The sequence below is a fragment of the Microbacterium sp. NPDC003461 genome (genome assembly GCF_053588335.1).
This window is the reverse complement of the sequence record NZ_JBSFPT010000016.1, coordinates 1-24,709: the sequence shown is the minus strand read 5'-3', so window position 1 is coordinate 24,709 and position 24,709 is coordinate 1. Positions and strand designations below refer to the sequence as shown.

General features: G+C 73.9%; 20 protein-coding genes and 1 riboswitch. Of the genes, 13 read left to right on the top strand and 7 right to left on the bottom strand.

Features of this window, described 5'->3' with window-relative positions; all coding sequences use genetic code 11:
* The first annotated feature begins 103 nt into the window (after positions 1-103).
* The 6 genes from hemQ to ACWDR7_RS08035 all read left to right on the top strand — a co-directional run bounded on the left by hemQ (position 104) and on the right by ACWDR7_RS08035 (position 5,985).
* Positions 104-805, top strand: a complete 702-nt coding sequence (gene hemQ, locus ACWDR7_RS08060; RefSeq protein ID WP_449854410.1) for a hydrogen peroxide-dependent heme synthase — start codon at positions 104-106, stop codon at positions 803-805.
* Positions 802-1,821: a hydroxymethylbilane synthase gene (gene hemC, locus ACWDR7_RS08055; protein WP_449854409.1), complete on the top strand. Its 1,020-nt coding sequence runs from the start codon at positions 802-804 to the stop codon at positions 1,819-1,821. Before hemQ ends, hemC begins: the two co-directional genes overlap by 4 nt.
* On the top strand, positions 1,818-2,669 hold the full coding sequence (locus ACWDR7_RS08050) for a uroporphyrinogen-III synthase (RefSeq protein WP_449854408.1): 852 nt from the start codon (positions 1,818-1,820) through the stop codon (positions 2,667-2,669). Before hemC ends, ACWDR7_RS08050 begins: the two co-directional genes overlap by 4 nt.
* Complete coding sequence (hemB, locus tag ACWDR7_RS08045) at positions 2,666-3,649, top strand: porphobilinogen synthase (protein ID WP_449854407.1); 984 nt, start codon at positions 2,666-2,668, stop codon at positions 3,647-3,649. The genes ACWDR7_RS08050 and hemB overlap by 4 nt, the downstream gene beginning before the upstream one ends.
* 58 nt (positions 3,650-3,707) lie before the next feature.
* A complete protein-coding gene (gene hemL / locus ACWDR7_RS08040) occupies positions 3,708-5,024 on the top strand; it encodes a glutamate-1-semialdehyde 2,1-aminomutase (RefSeq protein WP_449854406.1) in 1,317 nt (438 codons plus the stop codon).
* A gap of 70 nt (positions 5,025-5,094) precedes the next feature.
* Positions 5,095-5,985: a hypothetical protein gene (locus tag ACWDR7_RS08035; protein WP_449854405.1), complete on the top strand. Its 891-nt coding sequence runs from the start codon at positions 5,095-5,097 to the stop codon at positions 5,983-5,985.
* Between the two features lie 15 nt (positions 5,986-6,000).
* On the opposite strand, the gene ACWDR7_RS08030 is transcribed toward ACWDR7_RS08035, so the two are convergent.
* From ACWDR7_RS08030 to cofG, 5 genes are all read right to left on the bottom strand, one after another.
* Positions 6,001-6,543: a DUF937 domain-containing protein gene (locus ACWDR7_RS08030; RefSeq protein WP_449854404.1), complete on the bottom strand. Its 543-nt coding sequence runs from the start codon at positions 6,541-6,543 to the stop codon at positions 6,001-6,003.
* 270 nt (positions 6,544-6,813) lie between these two features.
* Positions 6,814-7,494 (bottom strand): 2-phospho-L-lactate guanylyltransferase, encoded by a 681-nt coding sequence (gene cofC, locus ACWDR7_RS08025; protein ID WP_449854403.1) that lies wholly within the window; start codon positions 7,492-7,494, stop codon positions 6,814-6,816.
* Positions 7,491-8,504: a glucose-6-phosphate dehydrogenase (coenzyme-F420) gene (gene fgd / locus ACWDR7_RS08020; protein ID WP_449854402.1), complete on the bottom strand. Its 1,014-nt coding sequence runs from the start codon at positions 8,502-8,504 to the stop codon at positions 7,491-7,493. The genes cofC and fgd overlap by 4 nt, the downstream gene beginning before the upstream one ends.
* Positions 8,501-10,048 (bottom strand): flavin-containing monooxygenase, encoded by a 1,548-nt coding sequence (locus ACWDR7_RS08015; RefSeq protein WP_449854401.1) that lies wholly within the window; start codon positions 10,046-10,048, stop codon positions 8,501-8,503. Before ACWDR7_RS08015 ends, fgd begins: the two co-directional genes overlap by 4 nt.
* On the bottom strand, positions 10,045-12,558 hold the full coding sequence (gene cofG, locus ACWDR7_RS08010; RefSeq protein ID WP_449854400.1) for a 7,8-didemethyl-8-hydroxy-5-deazariboflavin synthase CofG: 2,514 nt from the start codon (positions 12,556-12,558) through the stop codon (positions 10,045-10,047). Before cofG ends, ACWDR7_RS08015 begins: the two co-directional genes overlap by 4 nt.
* Before the next feature lie 156 nt (positions 12,559-12,714).
* Between cofG and ACWDR7_RS08005 the strand changes: the two genes are divergently transcribed.
* A complete protein-coding gene (locus ACWDR7_RS08005) occupies positions 12,715-13,248 on the top strand; it encodes a hypothetical protein (protein ID WP_449854399.1) in 534 nt (177 codons plus the stop codon).
* Positions 13,249-13,279: 31 nt separating this feature from the next.
* Here ACWDR7_RS08005 and ACWDR7_RS08000 read toward each other — a convergent pair whose 3' ends face one another.
* Complete coding sequence (locus tag ACWDR7_RS08000) at positions 13,280-15,160, bottom strand: ABC transporter ATP-binding protein (RefSeq protein ID WP_449854398.1); 1,881 nt, start codon at positions 15,158-15,160, stop codon at positions 13,280-13,282.
* Positions 15,161-15,293: 133 nt separating this feature from the next.
* Here ACWDR7_RS08000 and ACWDR7_RS07995 point away from each other — a divergent pair, with 133 nt between their 5' ends.
* The 4 genes from ACWDR7_RS07995 to ACWDR7_RS07980 all read left to right on the top strand — a co-directional run bounded on the left by ACWDR7_RS07995 (position 15,294) and on the right by ACWDR7_RS07980 (position 21,110).
* The gene (locus tag ACWDR7_RS07995) at positions 15,294-16,394 is read left to right on the top strand and encodes an enoyl-CoA hydratase/isomerase family protein (protein WP_449854397.1); all 1,101 of its coding nucleotides are present in this window, start codon (positions 15,294-15,296) and stop codon (positions 16,392-16,394) included.
* A gap of 47 nt (positions 16,395-16,441) precedes the next feature.
* Positions 16,442-17,266, top strand: coding sequence for a TIGR03620 family F420-dependent LLM class oxidoreductase (locus ACWDR7_RS07990; RefSeq protein ID WP_449854396.1), 825 nt, complete (start codon positions 16,442-16,444; stop codon positions 17,264-17,266).
* Positions 17,267-17,382: 116 nt separating this feature from the next.
* Positions 17,383-19,110: an ABC transporter ATP-binding protein gene (locus tag ACWDR7_RS07985; RefSeq protein WP_449854395.1), complete on the top strand. Its 1,728-nt coding sequence runs from the start codon at positions 17,383-17,385 to the stop codon at positions 19,108-19,110.
* A 44-nt stretch (positions 19,111-19,154) separates the two neighbouring features.
* Positions 19,155-21,110, top strand: a complete 1,956-nt coding sequence (locus ACWDR7_RS07980) for an ABC transporter ATP-binding protein (RefSeq protein WP_449854440.1) — start codon at positions 19,155-19,157, stop codon at positions 21,108-21,110.
* Positions 21,111-21,209: 99 nt separating this feature from the next.
* Here the strand turns inward: ACWDR7_RS07980 and ACWDR7_RS07975 are convergent, their stop codons facing one another.
* Entirely contained in the window at positions 21,210-23,096 is a 1,887-nt protein-coding gene (locus ACWDR7_RS07975) for a D-alanyl-D-alanine carboxypeptidase (protein ID WP_449854394.1), read from the bottom strand.
* A 126-nt stretch (positions 23,097-23,222) separates the two neighbouring features.
* A riboswitch (TPP riboswitch) is annotated at positions 23,223-23,333 on the top strand.
* Between ACWDR7_RS07975 and ACWDR7_RS07970 the strand changes: the two genes are divergently transcribed.
* Positions 23,325-23,954 (top strand): ECF transporter S component, encoded by a 630-nt coding sequence (locus ACWDR7_RS07970; RefSeq protein ID WP_449854393.1) that lies wholly within the window; start codon positions 23,325-23,327, stop codon positions 23,952-23,954. (Overlaps the previous riboswitch by 9 nt.)
* A 20-nt stretch (positions 23,955-23,974) precedes the next feature.
* Positions 23,975-24,709 (top strand): ABC transporter ATP-binding protein (locus ACWDR7_RS07965; RefSeq protein ID WP_449854392.1); only part of this gene is annotated, 735 nt, incomplete at its 3' end.

Sequence of the window (24,709 nt, the reverse complement as noted above, 5' to 3'; positions counted from 1 at the left end):
ATCCGGGCCCGGGAGGCTCGACCCGAAGGAGCACTCCCGGTCCGGATGCGGCGGCCCCAGGAACGCGGATCGATCACTCACCTCGCGGTGGGAGAATGACGGCATGGCGCAGAACCAGCCCCTCGACCAGGCCGACGCCCCCGAGCGCGCCGGCGACGACTACAGCCTCTGGGCCGTGTGGCGCCGCAACCCGGCGCAGGCGGTGAGCGAGACCGATCCCACCGAGCTCGAGAACATCGTCGGATTCCTCTCCGAGCGCGGCGTCACGGTGCGCGGGTTCTACGACGTCAGCGGGCTGCGGGCCGACGCCGACCTCATGGTGTGGCTGCACGGACCCGTCGCCGAGGATCTGCAGAAGGCCGTGCGCCGCCTGCGCCGCACCGAGCTGCTGCGCCCGCTCCTGCCCACGTGGAACGCGATGGCGGTGCACCGCGACGCGGAGTTCAACAAGCGCCACGTGCCCGGCTACCTCCGCGGCATCGCTCCGAAGGAGTGGCTCACCGTCTACCCGTTCGTGCGCAGCTACGAGTGGTACCTGCTGCCCGACGAGGAGCGCCGCGCGATGCTCGCCGATCACGGCCGCAAGGGCGCCGCGTTCACGGGCGTCACGGCCAACACCATGGCGTCGTTCGCGCTCGGCGACTACGAGTGGATGCTGCCGATGGAGGCCGACGAGCTCACCGACCTCGTCGACATGATGCGCGAGCTGCGCTACACCGAGGCGCGCCGCCACGTGCGCGAGGAGGTGCCCTTCTTCACCGGCCGCCGGATCGCGCTCGACGAGATCCCGGAAGTGCTGCAGTGACGACCCCGGCAGCGGGCGCGCCGATCCGGCTCGGCACGCGCCGCAGCGCGCTGGCCATGGCGCAGTCCGGCATGGTGGCGCGCGACCTCGAGGCGGTCACGGGCCGCCCCGTGGAGCTCGTGCGGATCGTCTCGGAGGGCGACACGACGCGCGCCTCGCTCGCCAGTCTCGGCGGCACGGGCGTCTTCGCCACGCGGCTGCGCGAGGCGCTGCTCGCGGGCGAGTGCGACCTGCTCGTCCACTCCCTCAAGGACCTGCCGACCTCGCCGGCCCCCGGCCTCGTCATCGCCGCGACGCCGCGCCGCGCCGACGCGCGCGACGTCATCATCACGCGCGACGGCACGCGGCTCGAGGACCTGCCGGCCGGATCGCTCGTCGGCACGGGATCGCCGCGACGCATCGCGCAGGTGCGCGCCGCGAACCCGGGCGTCGAGATCCGGGATCTGCGCGGCAACGTCGACTCGCGCATGGCGCGCGTGCGCGACGGCGAGCTCGACGCGATCGTGCTCGCCGCGGCGGGCCTGGCGCGCCTCGGGGCCGAGATCGACCTGCACGTCGAGCCGCGCGACCTCGAGGACTGGCCCACGGCGGCCGGGCAGGGCGTGCTGGCGGTGGAGATGCGCGACGACGCCGACGCCGAGCTGCTCGCCGCGGTCGGCCGCCTCGACGATCCGGCCACCCGCTGCGCGCAGACGGTCGAGCGGACGATCCTCGCGGGCATCGAGGCCGGCTGCCACGCGCCCGTCGGCGTGCACGCGATCGTCGACGGCGAGCGCCTGCGGCTGCGCGCCGAGGTGTATGGCGCCGACCCGTCGCAGACCGTGCGCTGGGCGGAGGATCGGCTGATCGGGCCGATTTCCGCCTCCGGCGACCAGGGGTATAGTCGGGACACAGGCAGCGCCGACGACGACGCTTCCGGCGCGTACCCGCGCGCCGACGACATCGGAAACGAGGTCGCGCGTCGGCTGCTCGAGGCCGGGGCGAGCGACCTCGTATCGGGACCCCCCACTCCATGACTCCAGACACAGAAGCGAAGACCGCCAGGCCCCTCTCGGGCTGGCGCGTGCTCGTCCCCCGCGGCGGACCGTGGGGCGACGGCGTCGCCGCGACACTGCGCTCCAAGGGCGCCGTGCCGGTGATCGCGCCGCTCATCAACTTCGCGCCCACCGACGACGTGGCCACGCTCGAGGCGGCGCTCGCCGATCTGCGCGAGGGCCGGTTCGACTGGCTCACGGTCACGAGTGCCACGACGGTGGACGTGCTCTACGCGTACCAGGCGACGATCCCCGAGACGACGAAGGTCGCCGCCGTGGGCGAGACGACGGCCGCCGCCCTCGCGGCGGTCGGCTACCGCGTCGACCTCGTGCCCGAGATCGAGAACTCCGCCGCCGGGCTCGCGCACCAGATGATCGAGCTCGAGACCGAGCCGCGGCGCGTGCTCGCGCTGCGCAGCGAGATCGCCAAGCCGGTGCTCACGACCGCGCTGCGCAAGGCCGGGCACGACGTGCGCAGCGTCGTGGCGTATCGCACGATCGGCGTGCCGGTCTCGGACCGCGTCGCGCGCGACGTCGAGACGGGCCGGATCAACGCGATCCTCGTCACGAGCGGATCGGTGGCCGAGCAGGTGCGCGAGCAGTTCCCGCAGATCCCGGATCAGACCGTCATCGCCGCGATCGGCCCCCGCACGGCGCGCGACGCCGAGCGCGTGGGCCTGCCGGTGCGGGTCGTCGCGCCGACGCAGACGATCGACTCGCTGATCGACACGCTCGCGGCCATCCCCGTGCCGCCGCCGACCCCGGAGGCGCTCGCGATCGCCGACACGGGCTCGAACGCGGTGGTCGACCGACCCCAGGAGCACAGGTGAGCTTCCCCGAGCACCGGCCGCGCCGCCTGCGGCAGTCCCCCGCCGTCCGCCGCCTCGTGCGCGAGACGCACCTCGTGCCGTCGCAGCTCGTGCTGCCGATGTTCGTGCGCGAGGGGATCGACGAGCCCGTCGCGATCTCGTCCATGCCGGGCGTCGTGCAGCACACGCTCGACACGCTGCGCCGCGCCGCCGCCGAGGCGGCCGAGGCCGGCGTCGGCGGCGTCATGCTCTTCGGCGTGCCGGCCGTGCGCGACGCGACCGGATCGGGCGCCGACGATCCGCGCGGCATCCTCAACGTCGCCACGGAGGCCGTCGTCGCCGAGGTCGGCGACGCGCTCGTCGTGCAGACCGATCTGTGCCTGGACGAGTTCACCGACCACGGTCACTGCGGCGTGCTCGCCGCCGACGGATCGGTGGACAACGACGCCACGCTCGAGCGCTACGCCGCCATGGGCGTCGCGCAGGCACGCGCGGGATCGGCGCTGCTGGGCCTGAGCGGCATGATGGACGGCCAGGTCGCGGCGGTGCGCGAGGCGCTCGACGCCGCCGGCTTCGCCGACACGCTCATCATGGCGTACTCCGCGAAGTACGCCGGCGCGTTCTACGGCCCCTTCCGCGAGGCGGTCGACTCGCAGCTGAAGGGCGATCGCCGCACCTACCAGCTCGATCCGGCCAACGCCCGCGAGGGGGTCAAGGAGGCGGTGATCGACGCCGAGGAGGGCGCCGACATCGTCATGGTCAAGCCCGCCCAGCCGTACCTCGACGTGCTCGCCGACGTGCGCGCGGCCGTCGACGTCCCCGTGTGGGCCTACCAGGTCTCGGGGGAGTACGCGATGATCGAGGCCGCCGCCGCGAACGGCTGGATCGACCGCCGCGCGGCCATCCAGGACTCCCTCCTGGGCATCCGCCGCGCCGGGGCCGACGCCATCCTCACGTACTGGGCTGCGGAGGCGGCCGGCTGGCTCCGCGAGGAGCTCTGACCTCTCCGCGATCCGGCCGCACCGGGCGCGCCCAGGCGGGGCGCGGGAGAATGGGAGCATGGCCGATCGCAACGACGAACTGTTCGCCCACGCCCGCGATGTCATCCCCGGTGGGGTGAACTCGCCGGTGCGGGCGTACGGATCGGTCGGGGGCACGCCCCGCTTCCTCGCCTCCGCGCGCGGGGCGTACGTGACCGACGCCGCGGGTCGCGAGTACGTCGACCTCGTCGCGTCGTGGGGTCCGGCCCTGCTGGGCCACGCGCATCCCGAGGTCGTCGCGGCGGTGCAGGAGGCGGCCTCGCGCGGGCTGTCGTTCGGCGCGCCCACCGAGGGCGAGGTGCGGCTGGCCGAGCTCGTGACCCAGCGCGTGCGCGCCGGCGGCCTGAGCCCGGTCGAGGAGGTGCGCCTCGTGTCCACCGGCACCGAGGCGACGATGACCGCCATCCGCCTCGCGCGCGGCGTGACGGGCCGCGACCTGCTCGTGAAGTTCGACGGCAACTACCACGGCCACTCCGACGGGCTGCTCGCCTCCGCCGGATCGGGCGTCGCGACGCTCGCGCTGCCCGGCACCGCCGGCGTGCCCGCGGCCGTGGCGGCCGAGACCCTCGTGCTGCCCTACGGCGACCTCGACGCGGTGCGCGCGGCGTTCGAGACCCACGGCGACCGCATCGCGGCGGTGATCGTCGAGGCCGCGCCCGCCAACATGGGCGTCGTCGTGCCGCCGGCGGGCTTCAACAGCGGACTCGCCGACGTCGCCCACCGCCACGGTGCGCTGCTCATCCTCGACGAGGTGCTCACGGGCTTCCGCGTGCACCCCGCGGGCATGTGGGGGCTGCAGGTGGAGTCCGGCGAGGCCTACGAGCCCGACATCGTCACGTTCGGCAAGGTGATCGGCGGCGGCATGCCCCTCGCCGCCCTCGGCGGCAAGCGCACCGTGATGGAGCACCTCGCGCCGTCCGGACCCGTCTACCAGGCGGGCACGCTGTCGGGGAACCCGCTGTCGGTGGCCGCCGGCATCCGCACGCTCGAGCTGGCGACCCCCGAGGTGTACGTCGCGGTCGACGCCGCGGCCTCCGTCGTCATCGACGCGCTCTCGGCCGCGCTCGCCGCGGAGGGCGTCGCGCACGCCGTCCCGCGCGTCGGCACCCTGTTCGGGCTCGCGTTCCTCGACGAGGCGCCCGTGACGTATGAGCGGGCCAAGACGCAGGACGCCTTCCGCTACACCCCGTTCTTCCACGCCATGCTCGACGCCGGCGTGCACCTGCCGCCGAGCGTCTTCGAGGCCTGGTTCCTCACGGCCGCACACGACGCCGCCGCGCTCGAGCGGATCACCGCGGCGCTGCCCGCCGCCGCGCGCGCCGCGGCCGCCGCGTAGATCCCCGCGAGCGGCGGCGCGCCGCTATGCTCGATCCGCCGGTCAGGGGGATCGGCGTATGGGGGGGATCATGGCCGAGAACACCACCGAGAAGGCGGCCGCGGCCGACTGGAAGCCGACCGAGGCGGGCAAGAAGCAGGCGACGACGCTGCGGATCGTCTCGTGGGTGCTGTGGATCGTCGCGATCGCGCTCGAGCTCGTCGCCATCTTCTGGCTGCTGCGCCAGCGCGTGCCGGTGGGCGAGGAGGGGATCGTCCGCGACGACGAGACCGGCCTGCTCGAGGCGCACGAGGTCGGCTACGAGTTCCCGCAGTGGGCGTTCATCTCGCTCATCGTGGCCTTCGTCGTGATCGGCGCGCTGTCGATCACCGGCTCGATGCTGTGGAAGCGCGCCAACCGGCTCGACCCCGCCAGGCGCTCGGACACCGTGCGGTTCTTCGTGCAGAACCAGCTCGGGGCCATCGTCGCGGTCGTCGCGTTCGTGCCCCTCATCATCCTCGTCCTCATGAACAAGGACATGTCGAAGTCGCAGAAGGGCATCGCGGGAGCCATCGGCGGCGTCATCGCGGTCGTCGCGATCGCGCTCGGCATCGATGTCGACCCGCCGTCGGTCGAGCAGTACACGGCGGATCAGTCGACGGTCATCCAGATCCTCGGCGAGGACGAGGTCGTGTGGGTCGAGGGCGGGGGCGTCTACCACGTGTGCGCCGAGGTGCCCGATGTCGAGAACGCGAGCACGCCGCAGGCCACCGGGACGACGGCCGACGCGGTCGCGGCGGGCAAGACGCGCCTGACGCTGGAGTTCGCCTCCGAGCTGGCCGCCTGCGGGCTGCCCGTGCCCGAGAACGCGACGGAGATCGCCGACGCGATCCGCGCCATCCGCGACGGGGCGACCGACACGGTGCTGCCCGCACCCGTCTACGCCGGCGGGGTCACGCCGCCCTTCACGCCCGCGTCGTAGGGCGGGCGGCTCGGGTTACCTGCGCCCGCCGAAGAAGCCGCCCAGCACGTCGCCGATCGCGCCGAGGTCGATCCCGCCGCCGGTCGATCCGCCCGAGGATCCGCCGCCGACGAGTCCGCCGATCAGGCTGCCCAGGTCGAACCCGCCGTCCGATTCGGCCTGCTTCTGGCTCTTCCGGTTCGCCACGACGTTCATGACGATCGGCGCGAGCAGCGGCAGGAGCTTGGCGAAGTCGATCCCGCCGGTGGTCTTCTCGGAGGCCGTCAGCTTCTGCGCGACCTGGTCCTGCTGCCCGCCGAAGATGTGCCCGAGGATGCCCCTGCCGTCCTCCTCGTCGATGTCATCCGCCGACGCGACGCGCTTCTCGCCGGCGTGCTTCGCGAGCGCGCTCTCGAGCGCGGCGGCGCCCTCCTGCGTCTGCGTCTCCTTCTGCAGGCCGCCGAGGATCGTCTGGCTCCCCTCGCGCGCGGCCGAGAGCGCGGTGCCCTCGTCCACGCCGAGCTTGGCGGCGATGTCGCCGATCGGCAGGTTCTTCAGGATGTCGTCGAGGCCGGCCATGTGCCCTCCCGGGTGAGCGCGGCGCGGCCCGATCGGCCGCCGTCCCGCTGCGCTCACCGTATTGCCGCCGTCGACCGCGCGCCAGACCCTGGAGCGGCGGTGGGTTGCACCCATCGGCTGCGGAACTCCAGCGGCGGAGTCGCGGAGATGAAGCGACCACCGCAGCCGGCGTGGAGTTGCTGTGGTCGCTTCATCTTCGTTCGCTGGCGCTCACTTCGTTCAGCAACCGAGGGGTGGCACTGATCGGTTGCGGAGCACCGCGGCGCCGCGTCAGGGGAGCAGGGCCGCCGTGCGGGGGCCCAGGCCGAGGGCGCGGGCCTCATCCAGCTGGGCGGCCGTGTCGACGTCGTGCCGCAGCGTGCTCGTCTCGGCGATGTCGAGGCGGGCGGCGCCGGCGGCGAGGTGCCGCGCGAACGAGTCCGCACCGAAGCGCAGGATCGCCGGCTCGGCGTGCGCGAGCAGCGTCGTCCCCGTGCCCTCGGCATCCGGCACCGCGGCCGGTCCCTCCCCGGCGGCGGCCAGCGCCGCGTCGAGATCGTCCGGACGCAGCGCCGGCAGGTCGCCGAGCAGCGCCGCCTTCGCGCCCCCGGCGGCCGCCGCCAGGCCCGCCGCGATCGCCGCGTTCAGCCCGCCGCCCGGGTCCGCGACGGCGCGCAGCCTGCACAACGAAGGAGATTCCTCCGCCGCACCCGCCGATCGGGCCCGTTCGGCCCGATCCCCGCCCCGAACTCCTTCGTTGTGCAGGGTGGAGAGGGCCGTGCGCACGCCGTGGTCGGCGGTCACCACGATCACCTCGGCCACGCTCCCCGCGCGGGCGACGGCCGCGACGGTGTCGAGCGCGATGGCGCGGGCCAGCGCGGCGCGGTCGACGCCGGGCACCGCCAGCCGCGACTTGCCGATCGCCGCCGGCTTGACGGGGACGACGATGCTCCAGCCGCGGGCGCCGCTCACGAGCGGTGCCGCTCGCGCAGGCGCGGCAGCACCTCCTCGCCGTAGAGGCGCAGGAAGGCCTCCTGGTCGTGACCCGGGTCGTGGAACACGAGGTGGCGGAAGCCGAGGTCGAGATAGCGCTCGATCGCGGCGATGTGCTCCTCGACGTCGTCGCTCACGATGAAGCGGCTCGCGGCGCGCTCGATCGGCAGCTCCTGCGCCAGGCGCTGCATCTCCATCGGATCGTGCACGCCCGTCTTCTCCTCGGGCTTCAGAGCCAGCGGCGCCCAGAAGCGCGTGTTCTCGAGCGCCTTCGCCTTGTCGGGGCGGAACGAGACCTTGACCTCGATCATCGTGTCGACGTCGTCGCGGCGGCGCCCGCCCTTCTCGAGCCCCTCCTCGAAGGCCGGGATGAGCTTGTCGGTGTAGAGCTCGTCGCCCTTGCCGCTCGTCGTGATCCAGCCGTCCGCCATCCGCCCCGCCAGGCGCGTCGCCGCGGGCCCCGAGGCGCCGATGTACACCGGCACGGGCTGCTCGGGTCGGTCGTAGATCGTCGCGTTGCTCACGGAGTAGTAGGTGCCCTCGAAGGTGACCCGCTCGCCCTCCCAGAGCCGGCGGATGAGGGTGATCGCCTCCTTCATGCGCTGGAACCGCTCGGGCGGCTCCGGCCACTCGAGGCCGAGGGTCACCTCGTTGAGCGCCTCACCCGTGCCCACGCCCAGGATCATGCGGCCCGGGTACATCGCCCCGAGCGTGCCGAACGCCTGCGCGACGACGCCGGGGTGGTAGCGGAAGGTCGGCGTGAGCACCGAGGTGCCCAGCAGCACGCGCGAGGTGCGCTCGCCGACGGATCCGAGCCACGGCAGCGCGGCGGGGGCGTGGCCGCCCTCGTGCATCCACGGCTGCAGGTGGTCGCTGAGGAAGACGGAGTCGAAGCCGACCTCCTCGGCCAGCACGGCGTAGTCGAGCAGCTCGCGCGGGCCGAACTGCTCGGAGGAGGCCTTGTAGCCGAATCGGATGGGAACGGTCATGGTGCTCCTACGGTCGTGGCGGATGGGATGGTGCGGATCACACGGTCGCGCACGCGGTCGAGGCGCGCGCGGAACGCGTCGACGGTGCCCGGCCACAGCAGGGTGAGTCGGCCGCTGCGCTCGTCGACGTACCAGCTGCGGCAGCCCCCGGTGAGCCAGGGGGTGCCGGCGGCGAGGGCGTCGATCTCGCTCGAGGCCTCGGCTTCTTCCTCGGCCGTGACCCGCACGGGGGCGCCGACGGCGACGAGCTCCGCGGCGAACGCGGCCTGCGCCTCGAGCACGAGCACGGCCGAGTTGTGCCCGAGCGCGGCGTTGGGCCCGCCGAGCACGAAGAGGTTCGGGAAGCCGTGCACGAGCGTCGAGCCGACGGCGGTGTATCCGCCCGACCAGTGCTCGTCGAGCGTGCGGCCGTGCGCGCCGGTCACGAGGTGCGCGTACGGCTGGCGCGCGGCCTGGAAGCCGGTGGCGAGGACGAGCGCGTCGGCCTCGTGCCGGGTGCCGTCGGCGGCGATGAGCGCGGATCCGTCGGCGGCGGCCAGCGCGCTCGGCACGAGGGTGACGGCGCCCGAGGCGATCGCGGGGTAGAAGTCGTCGCTGAGCAGCACGCGCCGGCACCCGAACGCGTACTCGGGCGTGAGGGCGCGGCGCAGGGCCGGATCGGGCACCTGCGCCTCGAGGTGCGCGAGCGCGATCGCCCGCGCCTCCGGCGCTGCGCGCGGATCCCCCGAGCGCGACGCGAAGCGCGCCTCGCCCTCCGCGTAGAGGCGCTCGCGGACCTCCCGCAGCGCCGCGGGATCCTCGCGCCACGCGCGCCGCTCGTCCGGCGAGACGGCCCGGTCGCCGCGCGGCACGATCCACGCCGGCGTGCGCTGCATGAGCGTGACCCGCGCGCCGCGGCGCACGAGCTCCGGCACGAGCTGCACGGCGCTGGCCCCGGTGCCGGCCACCGCGATGCGCGCGCCGTGCAGCGGCACGTCGTCGCGCCAGCGCGCGGAGTGCACCACAGGGCCGGGGAACGTCTCCAGCCCGGCGATATGCGGGATGCGCGGCTCGGTGAGCCGCCCGCACGCGAGGATCAGGTGATCGGCGGTGAACTCGTCGCTGCACAACGAAGGAAGATCGTGCGGATCGGACGCCGCGGAGGCCCTTCCGGTGGGGGATGCGGCCGCATCTCCTTCGTTGTGCATCCGCGCGCCGCCCGCGGTGCGGACGATCCACCGCGCGCCGTCCCAACGGGCGCCGGCGAGCGCGGTGCCCAGGCGCAGGTGACGCTCGAGGCACTCGGTGCGGACGACGTGCTCGAGGTAGGCGCGGATCTCGTGGCCCGGCGCAAAGGTGCGCGACCACTCCGGCCACGGGTGTGACGCGAGGCCGTACAGGTGCGAGGGCACGTCGCACGCGACGCCCGGGTACGTGTTGTCGCGCCACGTGCCCCCGACGGCGTCGGCGCGCTCGAGCAGCACGAAGTCGTCGATCCCCTGCCGCCGCAGCGCGATCGCCGCGGCGATCCCGGCGAAGCCGGCGCCGACGATGACCGTGGTCATCCGGCCGTCTCCGGGGCGGCGGGCGTGCCGGCGGCGCCGGCCTCGGCCGCCGCCTTGCGCTCGGCCGTCGGCTCGGCATACGTCGTCGTGCGCAGCCGGAAGGGGCGGAACAGGCGCAGCGCGATGCGGCGCGCCTCGGCCAGTGGCAGCTCCTGCCCGGCCTCGATGCCGGCCCGCGGCAGCACGCGCCCGTCGAGCAGCGTGCCGCCCAGGTCGTCGGCGCCGCTGCGCAGCAGCTCGGCCGTGGCGTCGCGGTCGTGGCGCGTCCACGGCACCTGCAGGTGCCGGATGGACTCACCGAGCATGAGGCGCGCGACGGCCATCATCGCCCGGTGCTCGTCGAGCCCGGCGCGCCCCGCGACGAGGGGCACGCCGCCGTCCGGCCCGGGCAGCGGGATCGGCACGAACTCCGTGAAGCCGCCCGTGCGGGCCTGGATCGCCAGCAGGGTGCGCAGGTGCGCGATCCGCTCGGCGGCGGTCTCGACGTGGCCGTAGAACATCACGGACGTCGATGAGAACCCGGCCTCGTGCGCGGCCGTGATCGTCTCGATCCAGCGCTCGATCTCCAGGTCGCCCGGCGCGACGAGGGCGCGCACACGCTCGCTGGCGAGCTTGATGCCGGTCCCGGGCACGGAGTCGACCCCCGCCTCGCGCAGGGCGCGGAGGGCGCCTGCCAGGCCCAGGCCGGATCGGTCGGCGAGGTCGACGACGTCCTGCGGGCGGTACGCGTGCAGGTGCATGCCGGGTGCGGCATGCTTCACGGTGCGCGCGATCGCGAGGTAGCTCTCGGCCGGCTCGGCGGGGTCGATCAGACCCTGGACGCACACCTCGCCGAGCCCGAGATCCCACGCGTCCCGCGTGGCCTCCGCGAGCGTGTCGAGGTCGAAGGCCTCGCCCTCCTGCTGCACGCCGGCCGCGCGGACGGTCGCCGGGCCGCGTCCCGTCGACCGATACCCGGACGAGGCGATGTTGCGGTTCGCGACGATGCTCACCGCCTCGCCCACCGTGTAGCGCCGCACGTCGTCGGCCGTGCGCACGAGGGCCTCGAGGTCGTCGCCCGTGGCGAGCAGCAGGCGCTCCCACTCGTCGTCCTCGAGCGAGGCGGGATCCTGCGCGGCCCGGTCGATGACGGCGGCGATGAGGCCGGTGGAGCCGGACGAGATGACCCTGCCGGGTTGCCGTGCGGCTGCGCCGTTCCGTTCGGTTACCGGGGAGGGGGAACCCATCGGTTGCTGAACGGAGGCGCGCAGCGCCGGAGATGAAGCGACCACAGAAAGCGCCCCGGTCGGCCGCAGCCCCTCGACCGCCAGCCCGGCCTCGTCGGCGAGCGCGAGCACGGCGGGACGCAGGGCCGGATTGATCCATTCCGCGTCGCGCACGTACCGCGGGTGCGCGGTCAGCCGCTCGCGCAGCGTGAAGCCCAGCTCCGACGTCGCCGCCGCGAGGTCGTCGAGGTGCGGCCACGGGCGCTCCGGGTTCACGTGGTCGGCGGTGAGCGGCGAGACGCCGCCCCAGTCGTCGATGCCGGCGCGCACGAGCAGGCCGAACTCCGCAGGGTCCGAGAGGTTCGGCGGCACCTGCACCCGCATGCCGGGCCCCATGACGATCCGCGTCACCGCCACGGCCGCGGCGTACTCGCGCAGCGACGCGTCCGGCGCCCCGGCGGCGGCCGTGCGCGGCTTGGCCCGGAAGTTCTGGACGATGACCTCCTGGATGTGCCCGTGGCGGTCGTGCGCGTCGCGCAGCGCCACGATCGACTCGGCGCGGTCGCGCAGCTCCTCGCCGATGCTCACGAGGATGCCCGTCGTGAACGGGATCCGCGCGCGGCCGGCGTCGTCGATGAGGTTCAGGCGCACGGCCGGATCCTTGTCGGGCGAGCCGTAGTGCACCTGACCGGGCTCCTCGAACACGCGGCGCGACGTGGTCTCGAGCATGACGCCCATCGACGGCGCGGTCGGCCGCAGCATCTCGAGCTCGTCGGGGCGCATGACGCCCGGGTTCAGATGGGCGAGCATGCCCGTCTCGGCCGTGATGAGGCGCGCCATGGCCCCGACGTACTCGAGCGTGGAGGAGTAGCCGTGCTCGTCGAGCCACGCGCGGGCCTCGGGCCAGCGGTCCTCGGGCCGGTCGCCGAGGGTGAGCAGCGCCTCCTTGCAGCCCATGGCGGCGCCGCGGCGGGCGACGGCGAGCACCTGCTCCTCGGACATGTACGCGGGCTTGTGCTTCTTGAGCAGCTGGCCGGGGGTGTCGACGAAGACGCAGTAGTGGCAGCGGTCGCGGCACAGCGTGGTGAGCGGGATGAACACCTTGCGCGAGTAGGTGATGATGCCCGCGCGTCCGGCGGCCTCGAGGCCCTCGTCGCGCATCCGGGCGGCGAGCCCGAGCACCTGCTCGAACTCGCCGCCCTCGGCGCGCAGCAGCGCGAGGGCGTCATCGGCGCCCAGCCGGGCGCCGCGCGCCGCGCGGGCGAGCGCGTCGGCCGTGGTGGGGGCCGGGTCGATCAGCGTCACCGCTTCAGTCTCTCACCGCGGGAGCGGGGTGGCTCGACGGTGCGGAACGCCGTCGCCGCGCCGGATCGCCGAGTGTGGGAAGCGGCCAAGGGGCGCCGTGCGCGTTCGTCGCGGACCGACGGCTCGGCGCGGGCCGCCGCATGCCAGGATGGGTCCATGGTGACGCTGCTCCTCGATCAGACGCGGCTCGAGATCGTGCTGTCGCCGACCGAGCGCGCTCTCGCCTTCCGCAGGGAATCGCTCAAGATCGAGCGCCAGGCGATCCGTCGCGTGCAGCTCACGGACGAGCCCTGGACGTGGCTGCGCGGGATCCGCGCGGCCGGCACGCACCTGCCCGGCGCGCTGGCCATGGGCACCTGGCGCGCGTCGAAGGGCACGGACTTCGTGGTGCTCAACGGCCGCAAGCGTCACGGCGTGGTCATCGAGCTGCAGGGTACCGAGCTGCACGGCACCGAGCCGAACGGTGGCGAGGCGTTCTCGCGCGTCATCCTCTCGACGCGGCACGGCGTGGCGCTCGTGCAGGCGCTGCGGCTCGACGAGGTTCCCGAGGCGGCCGACGTCGCGCAGCTGGCCGGCACGGCGGCCCCGAGGAAGCCGGCGACCAAGAAGGAACCGAGCGGCGAGCCCGCCCCCGCGAAGAAGCCCGCGCCCAAGCGCGCACCCGCCGCACGGCCCGCGCCCGCGAGCTGAGCCCGCCGGGGCGTCGACGCGAGCGGTGCGCTCAGTCGCGCCGCTCGGTGTCCTCGCCGTGCGGCGCGTCGCCGTCCGCCTCGCCCTGCTCGTGACCCCGATCCGCGTCGCGCTGCTCCTCAGCGCCGCGCGGGTCGTCGATCAGCTCCGCCTCGACGACCTCCGCGACCGCCTCCGGATCGCCATCCGGGACCACGTCCATCGCCTGCGTCTCGAGCAGGTGGCTCGGGAGGAACTCCGCATCGAAGGGCGCATCGCCCGCCGGCGCGTCCGCCGCGCCGCCGAGGCGATCGGCGAAGCTCGGGCCCACGGCCCAGGGGCTGTCGGCGGCATCCTCGGATCCCGCCTCGGCGGGGGCCTCCGCAGGCGTCCCCTCCGCGCCCTCGGTCGTCTCCTCCCGCGGGCCGTCGAACTCGGCCGACTCCCGCTCCACGGCGGCCAGCACGTCGGCGAAGCTCGGCGCGGCGTCCGCCGGGGTCGCGGGCGCCGCATCCTCCGTGCCGGGTTCGGCCGACGCCTCCGCGTCGTCCGTGTGCGCGTCGGCGGGTTCCGCGAACGTCGACGCGGCCTCCACCGCCGGCTCCGCACTGCCGTGGTCCGCGTCGCCGGCGGACTCGCCGTCCTGGTCGCCGTCGCCGTCGCCGGCGGCCTCGTCCGGCCGCTCCTCGTCCGTCTCGTCCGCGTCGTCCGCCACGTCTTCCAGCTCGGCGGCGGTGCGCGCGCCCGGCAGCGGCTCGGGGTCGCTCGTGGCATCCGCGGCGAACGCCGTGGCCGCCGCGCCCGCGAGGCCCGTCACGCCCGCCGCGCCGCCCAGCCCGGCGATCGCGGCGAGGTCGACCTCGGCGTCCGGGTCGCCAGCGGGCTCCGCGGTCCCGGCCGCGTCGCGCGCCGGCACGTCGGCGACCGCGGGCCCCTCGTCCGCCGCCGGCGCGATGATCCGCTCCTCGACCGCCGGCGCCGCGGCGGGCGTCGCGGGCGAGGCCGTCGGCGCGCCCAGCGCGGCGGTCTGCTGCGAGCGGCGGCCGCTCACGAGGTCGAGGAACACGTCCTCCAGGCTCGGCGTGCGCTGGTGCAGCGTCGACAGCGGGATGCCGGCCGAGGCGGCGAGCATGCCGATCTCCTCGGCGGTCGCGCCGCGCACGTTCACGCCCGAGCGCAGCACCTCGCAGTCGAAGCCTCGTTCGCGCAGCAGCGCCGAGAGCGCGGCGCGGTCGGGCGAGTCCACCGCGACGACGGGCGCCTCGACCTCGGCGAGCTGCTCGATGCCGCCGTTGAACACGAGGTTGCCGTTCGACATGATCAGGATGCGATCGGCGATCTGCTGCACCTCGCTGAGCAGGTGCGACGACATCAGCACCGTGCGGCCCTCGTCGGCCAGGCTGCGCATGAGCAGGCGCATCCAGCGGATGCCCTCGGGGTCGAGACCGTTCGCGGGCTCGTCGAACACGAGCACTCCGGGATCGCCGAGCAGGGCCTGCGCCACGCTGAGCCGCTGGCGCATGCCGAGCGAGTAGCCGCCGATCCGCATCTCGGCCACGTCGGCGAGGCCGACGAGGTCGAGCACCTCGCGCACGCGATCCGTGGGGATGCCGGCGGACTTCGCGATCGACGTGAGGTGGCGCACGGCGGTGCGGCGGGGGCGGAAGCCCATCTCGGACTCGCCCACCCAGCCGACCGTGCGGGCCGGAGCGGAGATGCGCGCGTAGGGCGTGCCACCGATGGTGGCCTGCCCGCTCGTGGGCTTGAGCTGCCCCAGCAGGATGCGCAGGGTGGTCGTCTTGCCGGCGCCGTTCGGCCCCAGGAAGGCGGTAACGGAACCGGGCTCGATCCGTGCGGTGAGGTCGGAGACGGCGGCGACGTCGCCGAAGACCTTCGTCACCCCGGTGAACTCGAGCACTTTCCCGTCGGCCATGCGGCCCCTCTCGTCATGAAGCGTTCACCTCTATCTTGGCGGATGGACCGGGGGAATACCGGATCGACGGGCCCGCGGCCCGCGCGCGGCGCCCCGACCATCAGCGGCGCCGGCTCGCCGTCGCCCCGGTAACGTGGCCGACGTGAGCGCCACCGACAGCCCCGACCGCGTCCTGGTCCGCACCGCAGGCGGCGTCGGCCGCCTCACGCTGAACCGCCCCGAGGCGATCAACGCCGTCGATGTCGGCATGGTGGAGACGATCCTCGCGACGCTGCGCGCCTGGCGCGACGAACCGGACGTCCAGATCGTCCTCATCGACGGCGCGGGGGATCGGGGCCTGTGCTCCGGCGGCGACGTGCGCGCGCTGCGCGAGGGCATCGCGTCCGGCGACCTCGCGTCCGTCGACGCCTTCTTCCTCGCCGAGTACCGGGCCAACGCGCTCATCGGCGCGTACCCGAAGCCGGTGGTCGCGTTCATGGACGGCGTCACGATGGGCGGCGGCATCGGGCTCTCGGCCCACGCGTCGGTGCGGGTCGTGACCGAGCGCTCGCGGCTGGCCATGCCCGAGACGCGGCTCGGCTTCACGCCGGACGTGGGCGGATCGTGGCTGCTGTCGCACGCGCCGGGCCGGCTCGGCGAGTTCCTGGCGCTCACGAGCTGGACGATGGGGCCGGGCGACGCGATCCACTGCGGCTTCGCCGACCACCTCGTGCCCTCCGCACACCTGGGCGACCTGCGCCACGCGCTCGAGACGCGCGCCGATCCCGGCACGCCGAACGAGCTCGTGCTGCTCTTCGACGAGTCGCCCGAGGCGGGCCCCGTCGAGCGCGCGCGGCCGTGGATCGACGAGGCGTTCTCGGCCGGCTCGGTGACGGAGATCATGGACCGCCTGCGCGGCATGGGCGAGGGCGAGGGCGAGATCACGCCCGCCGCGGCCCTCGCCGAGCTGGAGCGGCGCGCGCCGCTCGCGCTCGAGGTCACCCTGCGCGCCGTGCGCCGCGCGCGCGAGCTGCCCGGGCTGAGCGCCGCGATCGAGCAGGAGTACCACCTCGTGTCGTACTTCGTGCGCACGCAGCCCGACATGCCCGAGGGCATCAGGGCGCAGGTGGTGGACAAGGACCGCGACCCGCGCTGGAACCCGGCCACGCTGGCCGAGGTGACGCGGCGGCACGTGGACGAGGCGTTCGCGCATCGCGCGCCGCAGCCACTGTGGGATCGCGTGCCCGGCGAGTAGGGCGGACCGCACGTCAGGACAGACCGCAAGCCAGGAGGAGGACGAGCATGACGAGCAAGCAGGACCTCGGGACCTACGGCGTGTGGCGGTGGGAGTCGGGCGTCGACGCCGACTTCGCCGCGGGCGTGGAGCGGCTCGGCTACGGCACGCTCTGGATCGGCGGCAGTCCGGCGGCCGACCTGGAGGTCGTGGAGCGCGCGCTCGACGCGACCGAGCGGATCGTCGTCGCGACGGGCATCGTCAACATCTGGAAGGACGAGGCGCGGCCGGTCGCGGCGTCCTTCCGCCGCATCGAGGAGCGCCACCCCGGCCGCTTCGTGCTGGGCATCGGATCGGGCCACCGCGAGGTGACGCCGGAGCGCGTGCGCCCGCTGACCGCGCTGCGGGAGTACCTCGACGTGCTCGAGGGCGTGCCGCGCGACCAGCTGCTGCTCGCCGCGCTGGGCGATCGCACCCTCGCGCTCGCCGGCGAGCGCACGCTCGGCGCGCACCCGTACCTCACCGTGCCCGCCCACACGGCGCACGCGCGCGAGGTGCTGGGCGCGGAGCCGCTGCTCGCGCCCGAGCTGAAGGCCGTCGTCGGCGTCGACCAGGAGCGGGGCCGGTACATCGCCCGTCGCTACCTGCGCCGCTACTTCGGGCTCGAGAACTACGTCAACGCGCTCATCCGCTTCGGGGTGGATCGGGCGGACTTCGCGGATCTCGGCACCGACCGGCTCATCGACCTCGTCGCGCCCACGACGGCCGACGCGGTGGTCGCGGGCCTGCGCGCCCACCTCGACGCGGGCGCCGACCACGTGAGCGTGCAGATGCTCGGCGACGAGCCGCTCGCGGGCCTCGAGACGGTGGCGCGCGAGCTCGGCCTCGTCTGAGGGGTTCCGCCTCGAGCGGACGCGGGGGTTCCCCGGGTACCGGATGTCGGTGGTCCGTGGCACGATCGGACGGTGCTCCGTTCGGGCACGCCTCTCTTCTGTGATCCGGAGAACCCGTGCTCGGAAAGCTCCTCGTCCGCTACCTGCGGCGGTACCGCCTCATGCTCGTCGGCGTGCTCGTGTTCCAGCTCGCCTCGGCGCTCGCCGCCCTCTACCTGCCCACCCTGAACGCCGCGATCATCGATCAGGGCGTCGCCCAGGGCGACGTCGGCTACATCGTCCGCACGGGCCTGCTCATGCTGCTCGTCGCGCTGGGCCAGATCGTCGCGGGCATCATCGCGACGTTCTGCGCCGCGCGCGCCGCGATGGGCGTCGGCCGCGACGTGCGGCGCGACGTGTTCGAGCGCGTCAGCGCGTTCAGCGAGCGCGAGGTGTCGCACTTCGGCGCCGGATCGCTCATCACCCGCAACACGAACGACGTGCAGCAGGTGCAGATGCTGGCCATGATGGGCGCCACGATGCTCGTGATGGCGCCCATGATGGCCATCGGCGGCATCATCATGGCGCTGCGCCAGGACGTGGGGCTCAGCTGGATCCTCGGGGTGTCGATCCCCGTGCTGCTGATCCTCGCCGGCCTGATCATCTGGCGGATGGTGCCGCTGTTCCGCACCTACCAGGGCAGGCTCGACGCGGTGAACCGCGTGATGCGCGAGCAGCTCACGGGCGTGCGCGTCGTGCGGGCGTTCGTGCGCGAGGCGATCGAGGAGGAGCGCTTCCGGCTCGCGAACGTCGACATCATGGTCGTCGGGCGCAAGGTCGGCTCGCTGTTCGTGCTCATGTTCCCGCTCGTCATGCTCGTGCTGAACGTCACGGTCGTGGCCGTCGTGTGGTTCGGCGCGTTCGAGGTGAACACGGGCGACACGCAGATCGGCACGATCTTCGCCTTCATGCAGTACGTCGGCCAGATCCTCGGCGGCGTCATGATGGCGAGCTTCATGGCGATCATGATCCCGCGCGCGTCCGTCTCGGCCGACCGCATCGGCGAGGTGCTCGACAGCGAGAGCACCCTCGTGCGGCCCGCCGACCCGGTGCGCGAGATGCCCCTCCCCGGCACGGTCGAGTTCGACGACGTCGCGTTCACGTACCCGGGCGCCGATCAGCCGGTGCTGCAGGGCATCTCGTTCTCGGCGGCGCCGGGCGAGACGGTGGCGATCATCGGATCGACCGGCGCGGGCAAGACCACGCTCGTGTCGCTCATCCCGCGCCTGTTCGACGCGACGGCCGGCACGGTGCGCGTGCAGGGCGTGGACGTGCGCGAGGCCGACCTCGACGCGCTGTGGCAGGGCATCGGCCTCGTGCCGCAGCGCCCGTTCCTGTTCAGCGGCACGATCGCCTCGAACCTGCGGTTCGGGCGCGAGGACGCCACCGACGAGGAGCTCTGGCACGCGCTCGAGATCGCCCAGGCGGCGGACTTCGTGCGCGAGAAGCCCGAGCAGCTCGACAGCCCGATCTCGCAGGGCGGCACGAACGTCTCGGGCGGCCAGCGCCAGCGCCTCGCGATCGCCAGGGCCATCGTGCACCAGCCCGACATCCTCGTCTTCGACGACTCGTTCTCGGCCCTCGACCTCACGACCGACGCCCGGCTGCGGCAGGCGCTGTGGCGCGAGCTGCCGCGGGTGACGAAGATCGTCGTCGCGCAGCGCGTGTCGACGATCACGGACGCCGACCGGATCGTCGTGCTGGAGGACGGCCGCATGGTGGGGGTCGGCACCCACGAGGAGCTGCTCGAGGCGAGCCAGACCTACCGAGAGATCGTCGAGTCGCAGATGGGGGTGGCCTCGTGAGCACGACCGACGAGCGGACCGAGGAGCTCGAGGCGCAGGAGGCCATGATCGCCTCCGGCGGGTTCGAGCCCGGCGCGCTGGGCGGCAAGCCCCAGAACTTCTGGCCGAGCTTCCTGCGGTTCATCGGGCTGCTGAAGCCGTACGCGTGGGTGTTCGCCCTCGCGACCCTGCTCGGGGCCGTCGGCGTGGTGCTCGCCGTCGCCGGACCGAAGATCCTCGGCGAGGCCACCAACGTCGTGTTCGAGGGTGCCGTGGGCCTGCTCATCGGCGACCAGTTCGCCGGCATGACGCAGGAGCAGGTCGTGCAGGCGCTCGAGGCCGCCGGCCAGCAGGACTTCGCCAACATGGTCGCCGCCATGCAGAGCTTCACCCCGGGCAGCGGCATCGACTTCGAGGCGCTGCGCACCGTCGTCATGTGGGCGATCGCGGTGTACGTCGTGAGCGCGCTGCTGCAATGGGTCCAGGGCTACATCATGAACGTCGTCATGGTGCGCACCATGTTCCGCGTGCGCGAGCGCATCGAGGCCAAGATCCACCGGCTGCCGCTGCGCTACTTCGACCGCGTGCAGCGCGGCGAGCTGATCAGCCGCGTCACGAACGACGTCGACAACATGACGCAGACGCTGCAGCAGTCGCTGTCGGGCGCCATCACGTCGCTGCTGATGGTCGTCGGCGTCGTCGGCATGATGTTCTCGATCTCGTGGCAGCTGGCGCTCGTGGCGCTCGTCTCGCTCCCGCTCATCGGCGTGATCATGGGCGTCATCGGGCCGAAGTCGCAGAAGGCCTTCCAGACGCAGTGGAAGAAGGTCGGCCGGCTCAACTCGCGCGTGGAGGAGTCGTTCTCGGGCCACGCGCTCGTGAAGGTCTTCGGCCGCGAGAAGGCGGTGTCCGAGGCGTTCCAGGCCGAGAACGAGGAGCTGTACGGCGCCTCGTTCAAGGCGCAGTTCCTCTCCGGCATCATGATGCCGTCGATGCAGTTCGTCGGCTACCTCACGTACGCGGGCATCGCGGTGCTCGGCGGGATCATGGTGGCCAGCGGGCAGATCCGGATCGGCGACGTGCAGGCGTTCGTGCAGTACTCCCAGCAGTTCACGCAGCCCCTCACGGAGCTGGGCGGCATGCTGCCCGTCGTGCAGTCGGGCACGGCCTCGGCCGAGCGGGTGTTCGCCCTGCTCGACGAGGACGAGGAGGAGCCCGACGCCGAGAACGCGCCGACGGCCCCGGCCGACGGCCGCGGCGTCATCGAGTTCCGCGATGTGACGTTCTCGTACTCGTCGGACCAGCCGCTCATCCGCGACCTGTCGTTCCGGGTGGAGCCGGGGCACACCGTCGCGATCGTCGGCCCCACGGGCGCGGGCAAGACGACGCTCGTGAACCTGCTCATGCGCTTCTACGAGCTCGACGGCGGCGCGATCCTGCTCGACGGGCAGGACACGGGCGAGATGACGCGGGCCGATCTGCGCTCGCGCACGGGCATGGTGCTGCAGGACCCGTGGCTGTTCGCCGGCACGATCCGCGACAACATCCGCTACGGGAACGAGGCGGCGTCGGACGACGAGATCCAGCAGGCCGCCGAGGCGACCTACGTCGACCGGTTCGTGCACTCGCTTCCGGACGGCTACGACACGGTCCTCGAGGAGGACGCGGCGAACGTGTCGGCGGGCGAGCGTCAGCTCGTCACGATCGCGCGCGCGTTCGTGCGCCGCCCGCAGGTGCTGATCCTCGACGAGGCGACGAGCTCCGTCGACACCCGCACCGAGCTGCTGCTGCAGAAGGCCATGGCGGCGCTGCGGCAGGGGCGCACGTCGTTCGTCATCGCGCACCGCCTCTCGACCATCCGCGACGCCGATCTCATCCTCGTGATGGAGCACGGCGCGATCGTGGAGCAGGGCACCCACGACGAGCTGATCGCCCGGGAGGGCGCGTACTGGCGGCTGTACCAGAGCCAGTTCGAGCACGCCGCCGTCGACGTCGAGGAGGCGCCGGCCGCCGAGGCCTGATCGGTCGGGGCCGGCGCCGCGGCGCCGGCCCCGCCGCTCAGCGCAGGCCGATCAGCGCAGGCGGCTCAGCGGAGGCGGCTGGTCAGCGCAGGCCGCCGCTCAGCGCAGGCCGAGCAGGTCGAGCGGATGGCTCAGGCGCCAGCCCAGGCTCGGCACGCCGATGTCGTCCGACAGCTCGAGCGCGATGGTCTCGGTCGCGAACGATCCGGTCGCCGTCAGCTCCCCCACGGCGTCGCCGCTCAGCTCGCCCAGCACGTCGCCGACGGCGTGCTCGACGGGTGCGACGGCGCCGTTCCACAGCACGAGCGAGGCGTCCTCGGCCGCGACGACGTCGGCCGCGGCGCCCCACTCTGTCCGCACCGAGGCGACGACGGTGCCGGCGGGCACCACGGTGGTCGGCTGCAACGAGGCGACGGCCGCGTCGAGCAGCTGGCGGCTCGCGTTCGTGCGGGCCTCGGCATCGGGCTGGCCGAGCACTGCGGCGAGCAGCGTCACGCTCTCGCCGTCGACGTCCACGCGCTTCGCGGAGACGAGGTTCCACTCGTCGAGGGTGCCGGTCTTGATGCCGACGATGCCCTCCTCGCCGAGCAGCGGATTCGAGTTCCTCACCGGCTCCGCGTTGCCGGGCAGGGTCGTCTCCTGCTTGGCGACGATCTCGGCGACGACGGGGTTCTCCAGCGCGAGCTGGCCGAGCAGCAGCACGTCGGAGGCCGTGGCGGTGTTCGTGGGATCCATGCCGCTCGGCTCGACGATCGTCGTGTGCGCGAGCCCGTGTGCCGCGAGCCACTCGGCGGCCTCGGCGGCGAAGGCCTCGTTCGATCCCCAGATCTCCGCGACGAGGCGATTGACGTAGTTGTTCGCGGAGCCCATCAGGATGCCCTCGAGCATCTGGTACTGCGTCAGCGAGCCGTCGACGGGCACGTCCAGCGAGGACTGGCCCGCCCACAGGTAGTTGTCGAGGTAGTCGCGGTAGTCGCTCCACGTGAAGCCGTAGGAAGGGCCGTCCTCGCCGGGGGCGAGCGGCTGCTTCTCGAGGATCATGAGCACCGACACGAGCTTGGTGATGCTCGCGATCGGAAGCGAGGCGCTCGAATCGGCTGCGGCGCGGTCGAGCAGGCCCACCGGCGCGACGGCCGCGGAGCCCGCGGCGGGCCAGTCCACCGTGAGCGGTGCGGCGGGTGCGACGGCGACCTGCTGGGCCGTCACCGTCGGGGCCACGGCATCGAGGGGCCAGAGCACGCACGTGGCGACGTACCCGGCCGCGAGCACGCCGGCCGTCGCGACGGGCGCGAGCGCCGAGAGCGTGCGGCTCCGGCGCGGCGGCAGCAGGTCGGGTCCGGTCACGGCCCGGTGCGGCGCGGTCGAGAACGCCGCGGTCGACGACCGCACGGCCACGGCCTCGGGGTCGACCCACGCGAGGGAGCGGGGAGCGTGAGCGGGTGCGGGCCCGTCCCCCGGCACGGGCAGGGGCTCGCCCTCGGCGGCGTATCGCAGCCGCGGCACGTCCGGCCCCGTCGGCGCGGGGACCAGCGCGGTGAGGTCATCGGCGCGCGGCGCGGCCACGGGCTCGGGGACGGACGGCGACTCGGGGGAGGATGCCGGCTCGGGAGCGTCCGACGGATCCAGAACCGCGGTCCGCGGCTGCCCCGCCGGTGACGCGGGTTCGGCCGGGCCAGGTGCCACGCCGCCAGCCGTCGCGGCGAACGCCGCCTCGCGGGGCGGGGCGGGGGCGGGGGTGGCGGGCGGCGCGGCGGCGGCGCGCTTGCCGAACAGACCCCGCCTCGCGCCGGGAGCGGGCTCCTCGGCGGGCGGCGCGAGCACCGGCGGTGCGGCGACGGGCGGCGCGCTCTCGCGCGCGCGAAGCTCGCGCTGGCGCGCTTCGCGCATCGCCCGCCGGGACAGGTGCGACGGCCGCGAATCGAGGGGACCGGGCTCGGGGGAGAGCTCCGCGGCCGACGTCGCCCGGGGCAGATCGTCGGGGGTCACGGTCCTACGGTACCGCGGCTGCGGCGCGTCCCCTGCAACGGCGCTGAAGGTGCCGGCTGCGCCCGGGCACCCGGTCGGTCGAGCCCCGCGGCCGCTCGCACCCCTGCGGGGGATCTACACTGGTCGCACACATCACACGGGAGTCCGGCGAGCCGGGCTGAGAGGAAGCGATCCGCGCTTCGACCGTCGAACCTGATCCGGATCATGCCGGCGCAGGGAGGAGAGAGTATGAACACGTCCACGTCCGTGCCCGAGACCGCCTCGGGCGCACCGTCCCGCCGCTTCACCTGGCGGGTCGTCGACATCGTCGTCGCCAGCGTCATCGGCGTCGCCTGTTCCGTGATCTTCCTGATCTGGAACGTCGGCTACGAGTTGCCGGGCGACCTCATCGGCGCGCTGCTGCCCGGTCTGGGCGGCCTGCTGGCCGGCCCGTGGCTGATCGCCGGCGTGATCGGCGGCCTCGTCATCCGCAAGCCCGGCGCGGCGCTGTACACCGAGCTGCTCGCGGCGGTCATCTCGGCGCTCGTCGGCAACCAGTGGGGCCCGCTCACCATCGTGTCCGGCCTCGTGCAGGGCCTCGGCGCCGAGCTGATCTTCGCCGTCTTCCTCTACGCCTCGTTCCGCCTCCCCGTCGCGCTCCTCGCGGGCGCGGGTGCCGGCCTCGGAGGCGGCATCAACGACCGCATCAGCTGGTACCCCGGCGCGGACGCGCTGTTCACGACCGTCTACATCGCGTCCACGACGGTCTCGGGCCTCGTCATCGCCGGCCTCGGCGGCTGGGCGATCGTGCGGGGGCTCGCCGCGACCGGTGCGCTGAACCGCTTCGCCGCCGGCCGCGCGGCCGGGAAGCGCGTCTGAGCGCGCCGACGCCCGGCCCGATGCCCGCCTCCTCGACGGTGCCCGCCGCCGTCGAGGCGGCGGGCTGGGGCTGGCGGTACGCGACGCGGCTGCGCTGGGCCGCGCGTCGGCTCGATCTGCGCATCGCGCCGGGCGAGCGCGTGCTGCTGCTCGGGGCGAGCGGATCGGGCAAGTCCACGCTGCTGCACGCGCTCGCGGGCGTGCTGGGCGGCGACGACGAGGGCGAGCAGGACGGCTTCCTGCGCGTGGAAGGGCGCGAGCCCGCGTCCGCCCGCGGGCGGGTGGGGCTCGTGCAGCAGGATCCCGACGCGCAGGCCGTGCTCGCGCGCGTGGGCGACGACGTCGCGTTCGGCTGCGAGAACCTCGGGGTGCCGCGCGACGAGATCTGGTCGCGCGTGCGGAGCGCCCTCGAGCTCGTCGGGCTCGACGTGCCGCTGGACCGCTCGACGTCCGCCCTGTCGGGCGGGCAGAAGCAGCGGCTCGCGCTGGCCGGGGCGCTCGCGATGCGGCCGGGCCTGCTGCTGCTCGACGAGCCCACCGCCAATCTCGACCCCGCGGGCGTCGCCGAGGTGCGCGACGCCGTCGGGCGCGTGCTCGACCGCACGGGCGCGACCCTCGTCGTCGTGGAGCACCGCGTCGACGTGTGGCTGCCGGTCGTCGATGCGCCTGACCGCCGTCGACGGTACCCCCACGGGGGGCCGACGAGGTGCCGTCGCATGGATCGTGCTGGTCCTTGGGGCGGTTGCCCTGCTGCT

Coding starts and splice junctions, on each gene's coding strand:
- hemQ (WP_449854410.1), top strand. CDS start 104: ATGGCGCAGAACCAGCCCCTCGACCAGGCCGACGCCCCCGAGCGCGCC.
- ACWDR7_RS08050 (WP_449854408.1), top strand. CDS start 1,818: ATGACTCCAGACACAGAAGCGAAGACCGCCAGGCCCCTCTCGGGCTGG.
- hemL (WP_449854406.1), top strand. CDS start 3,708: ATGGCCGATCGCAACGACGAACTGTTCGCCCACGCCCGCGATGTCATC.
- ACWDR7_RS08035 (WP_449854405.1), top strand. CDS start 5,095: ATGGCCGAGAACACCACCGAGAAGGCGGCCGCGGCCGACTGGAAGCCG.
- ACWDR7_RS08030 (WP_449854404.1), bottom strand. CDS start 6,543: ATGGCCGGCCTCGACGACATCCTGAAGAACCTGCCGATCGGCGACATC.
- fgd (WP_449854402.1), bottom strand. CDS start 8,504: ATGACCGTTCCCATCCGATTCGGCTACAAGGCCTCCTCCGAGCAGTTC.
- ACWDR7_RS08015 (WP_449854401.1), bottom strand. CDS start 10,048: ATGACCACGGTCATCGTCGGCGCCGGCTTCGCCGGGATCGCCGCGGCG.
- ACWDR7_RS08005 (WP_449854399.1), top strand. CDS start 12,715: ATGGTGACGCTGCTCCTCGATCAGACGCGGCTCGAGATCGTGCTGTCG.
- ACWDR7_RS08000 (WP_449854398.1), bottom strand. CDS start 15,160: ATGGCCGACGGGAAAGTGCTCGAGTTCACCGGGGTGACGAAGGTCTTC.
- ACWDR7_RS07990 (WP_449854396.1), top strand. CDS start 16,442: ATGACGAGCAAGCAGGACCTCGGGACCTACGGCGTGTGGCGGTGGGAG.
- ACWDR7_RS07980 (WP_449854440.1), top strand. CDS start 19,155: ATGATCGCCTCCGGCGGGTTCGAGCCCGGCGCGCTGGGCGGCAAGCCC.
- ACWDR7_RS07970 (WP_449854393.1), top strand. CDS start 23,325: ATGAACACGTCCACGTCCGTGCCCGAGACCGCCTCGGGCGCACCGTCC.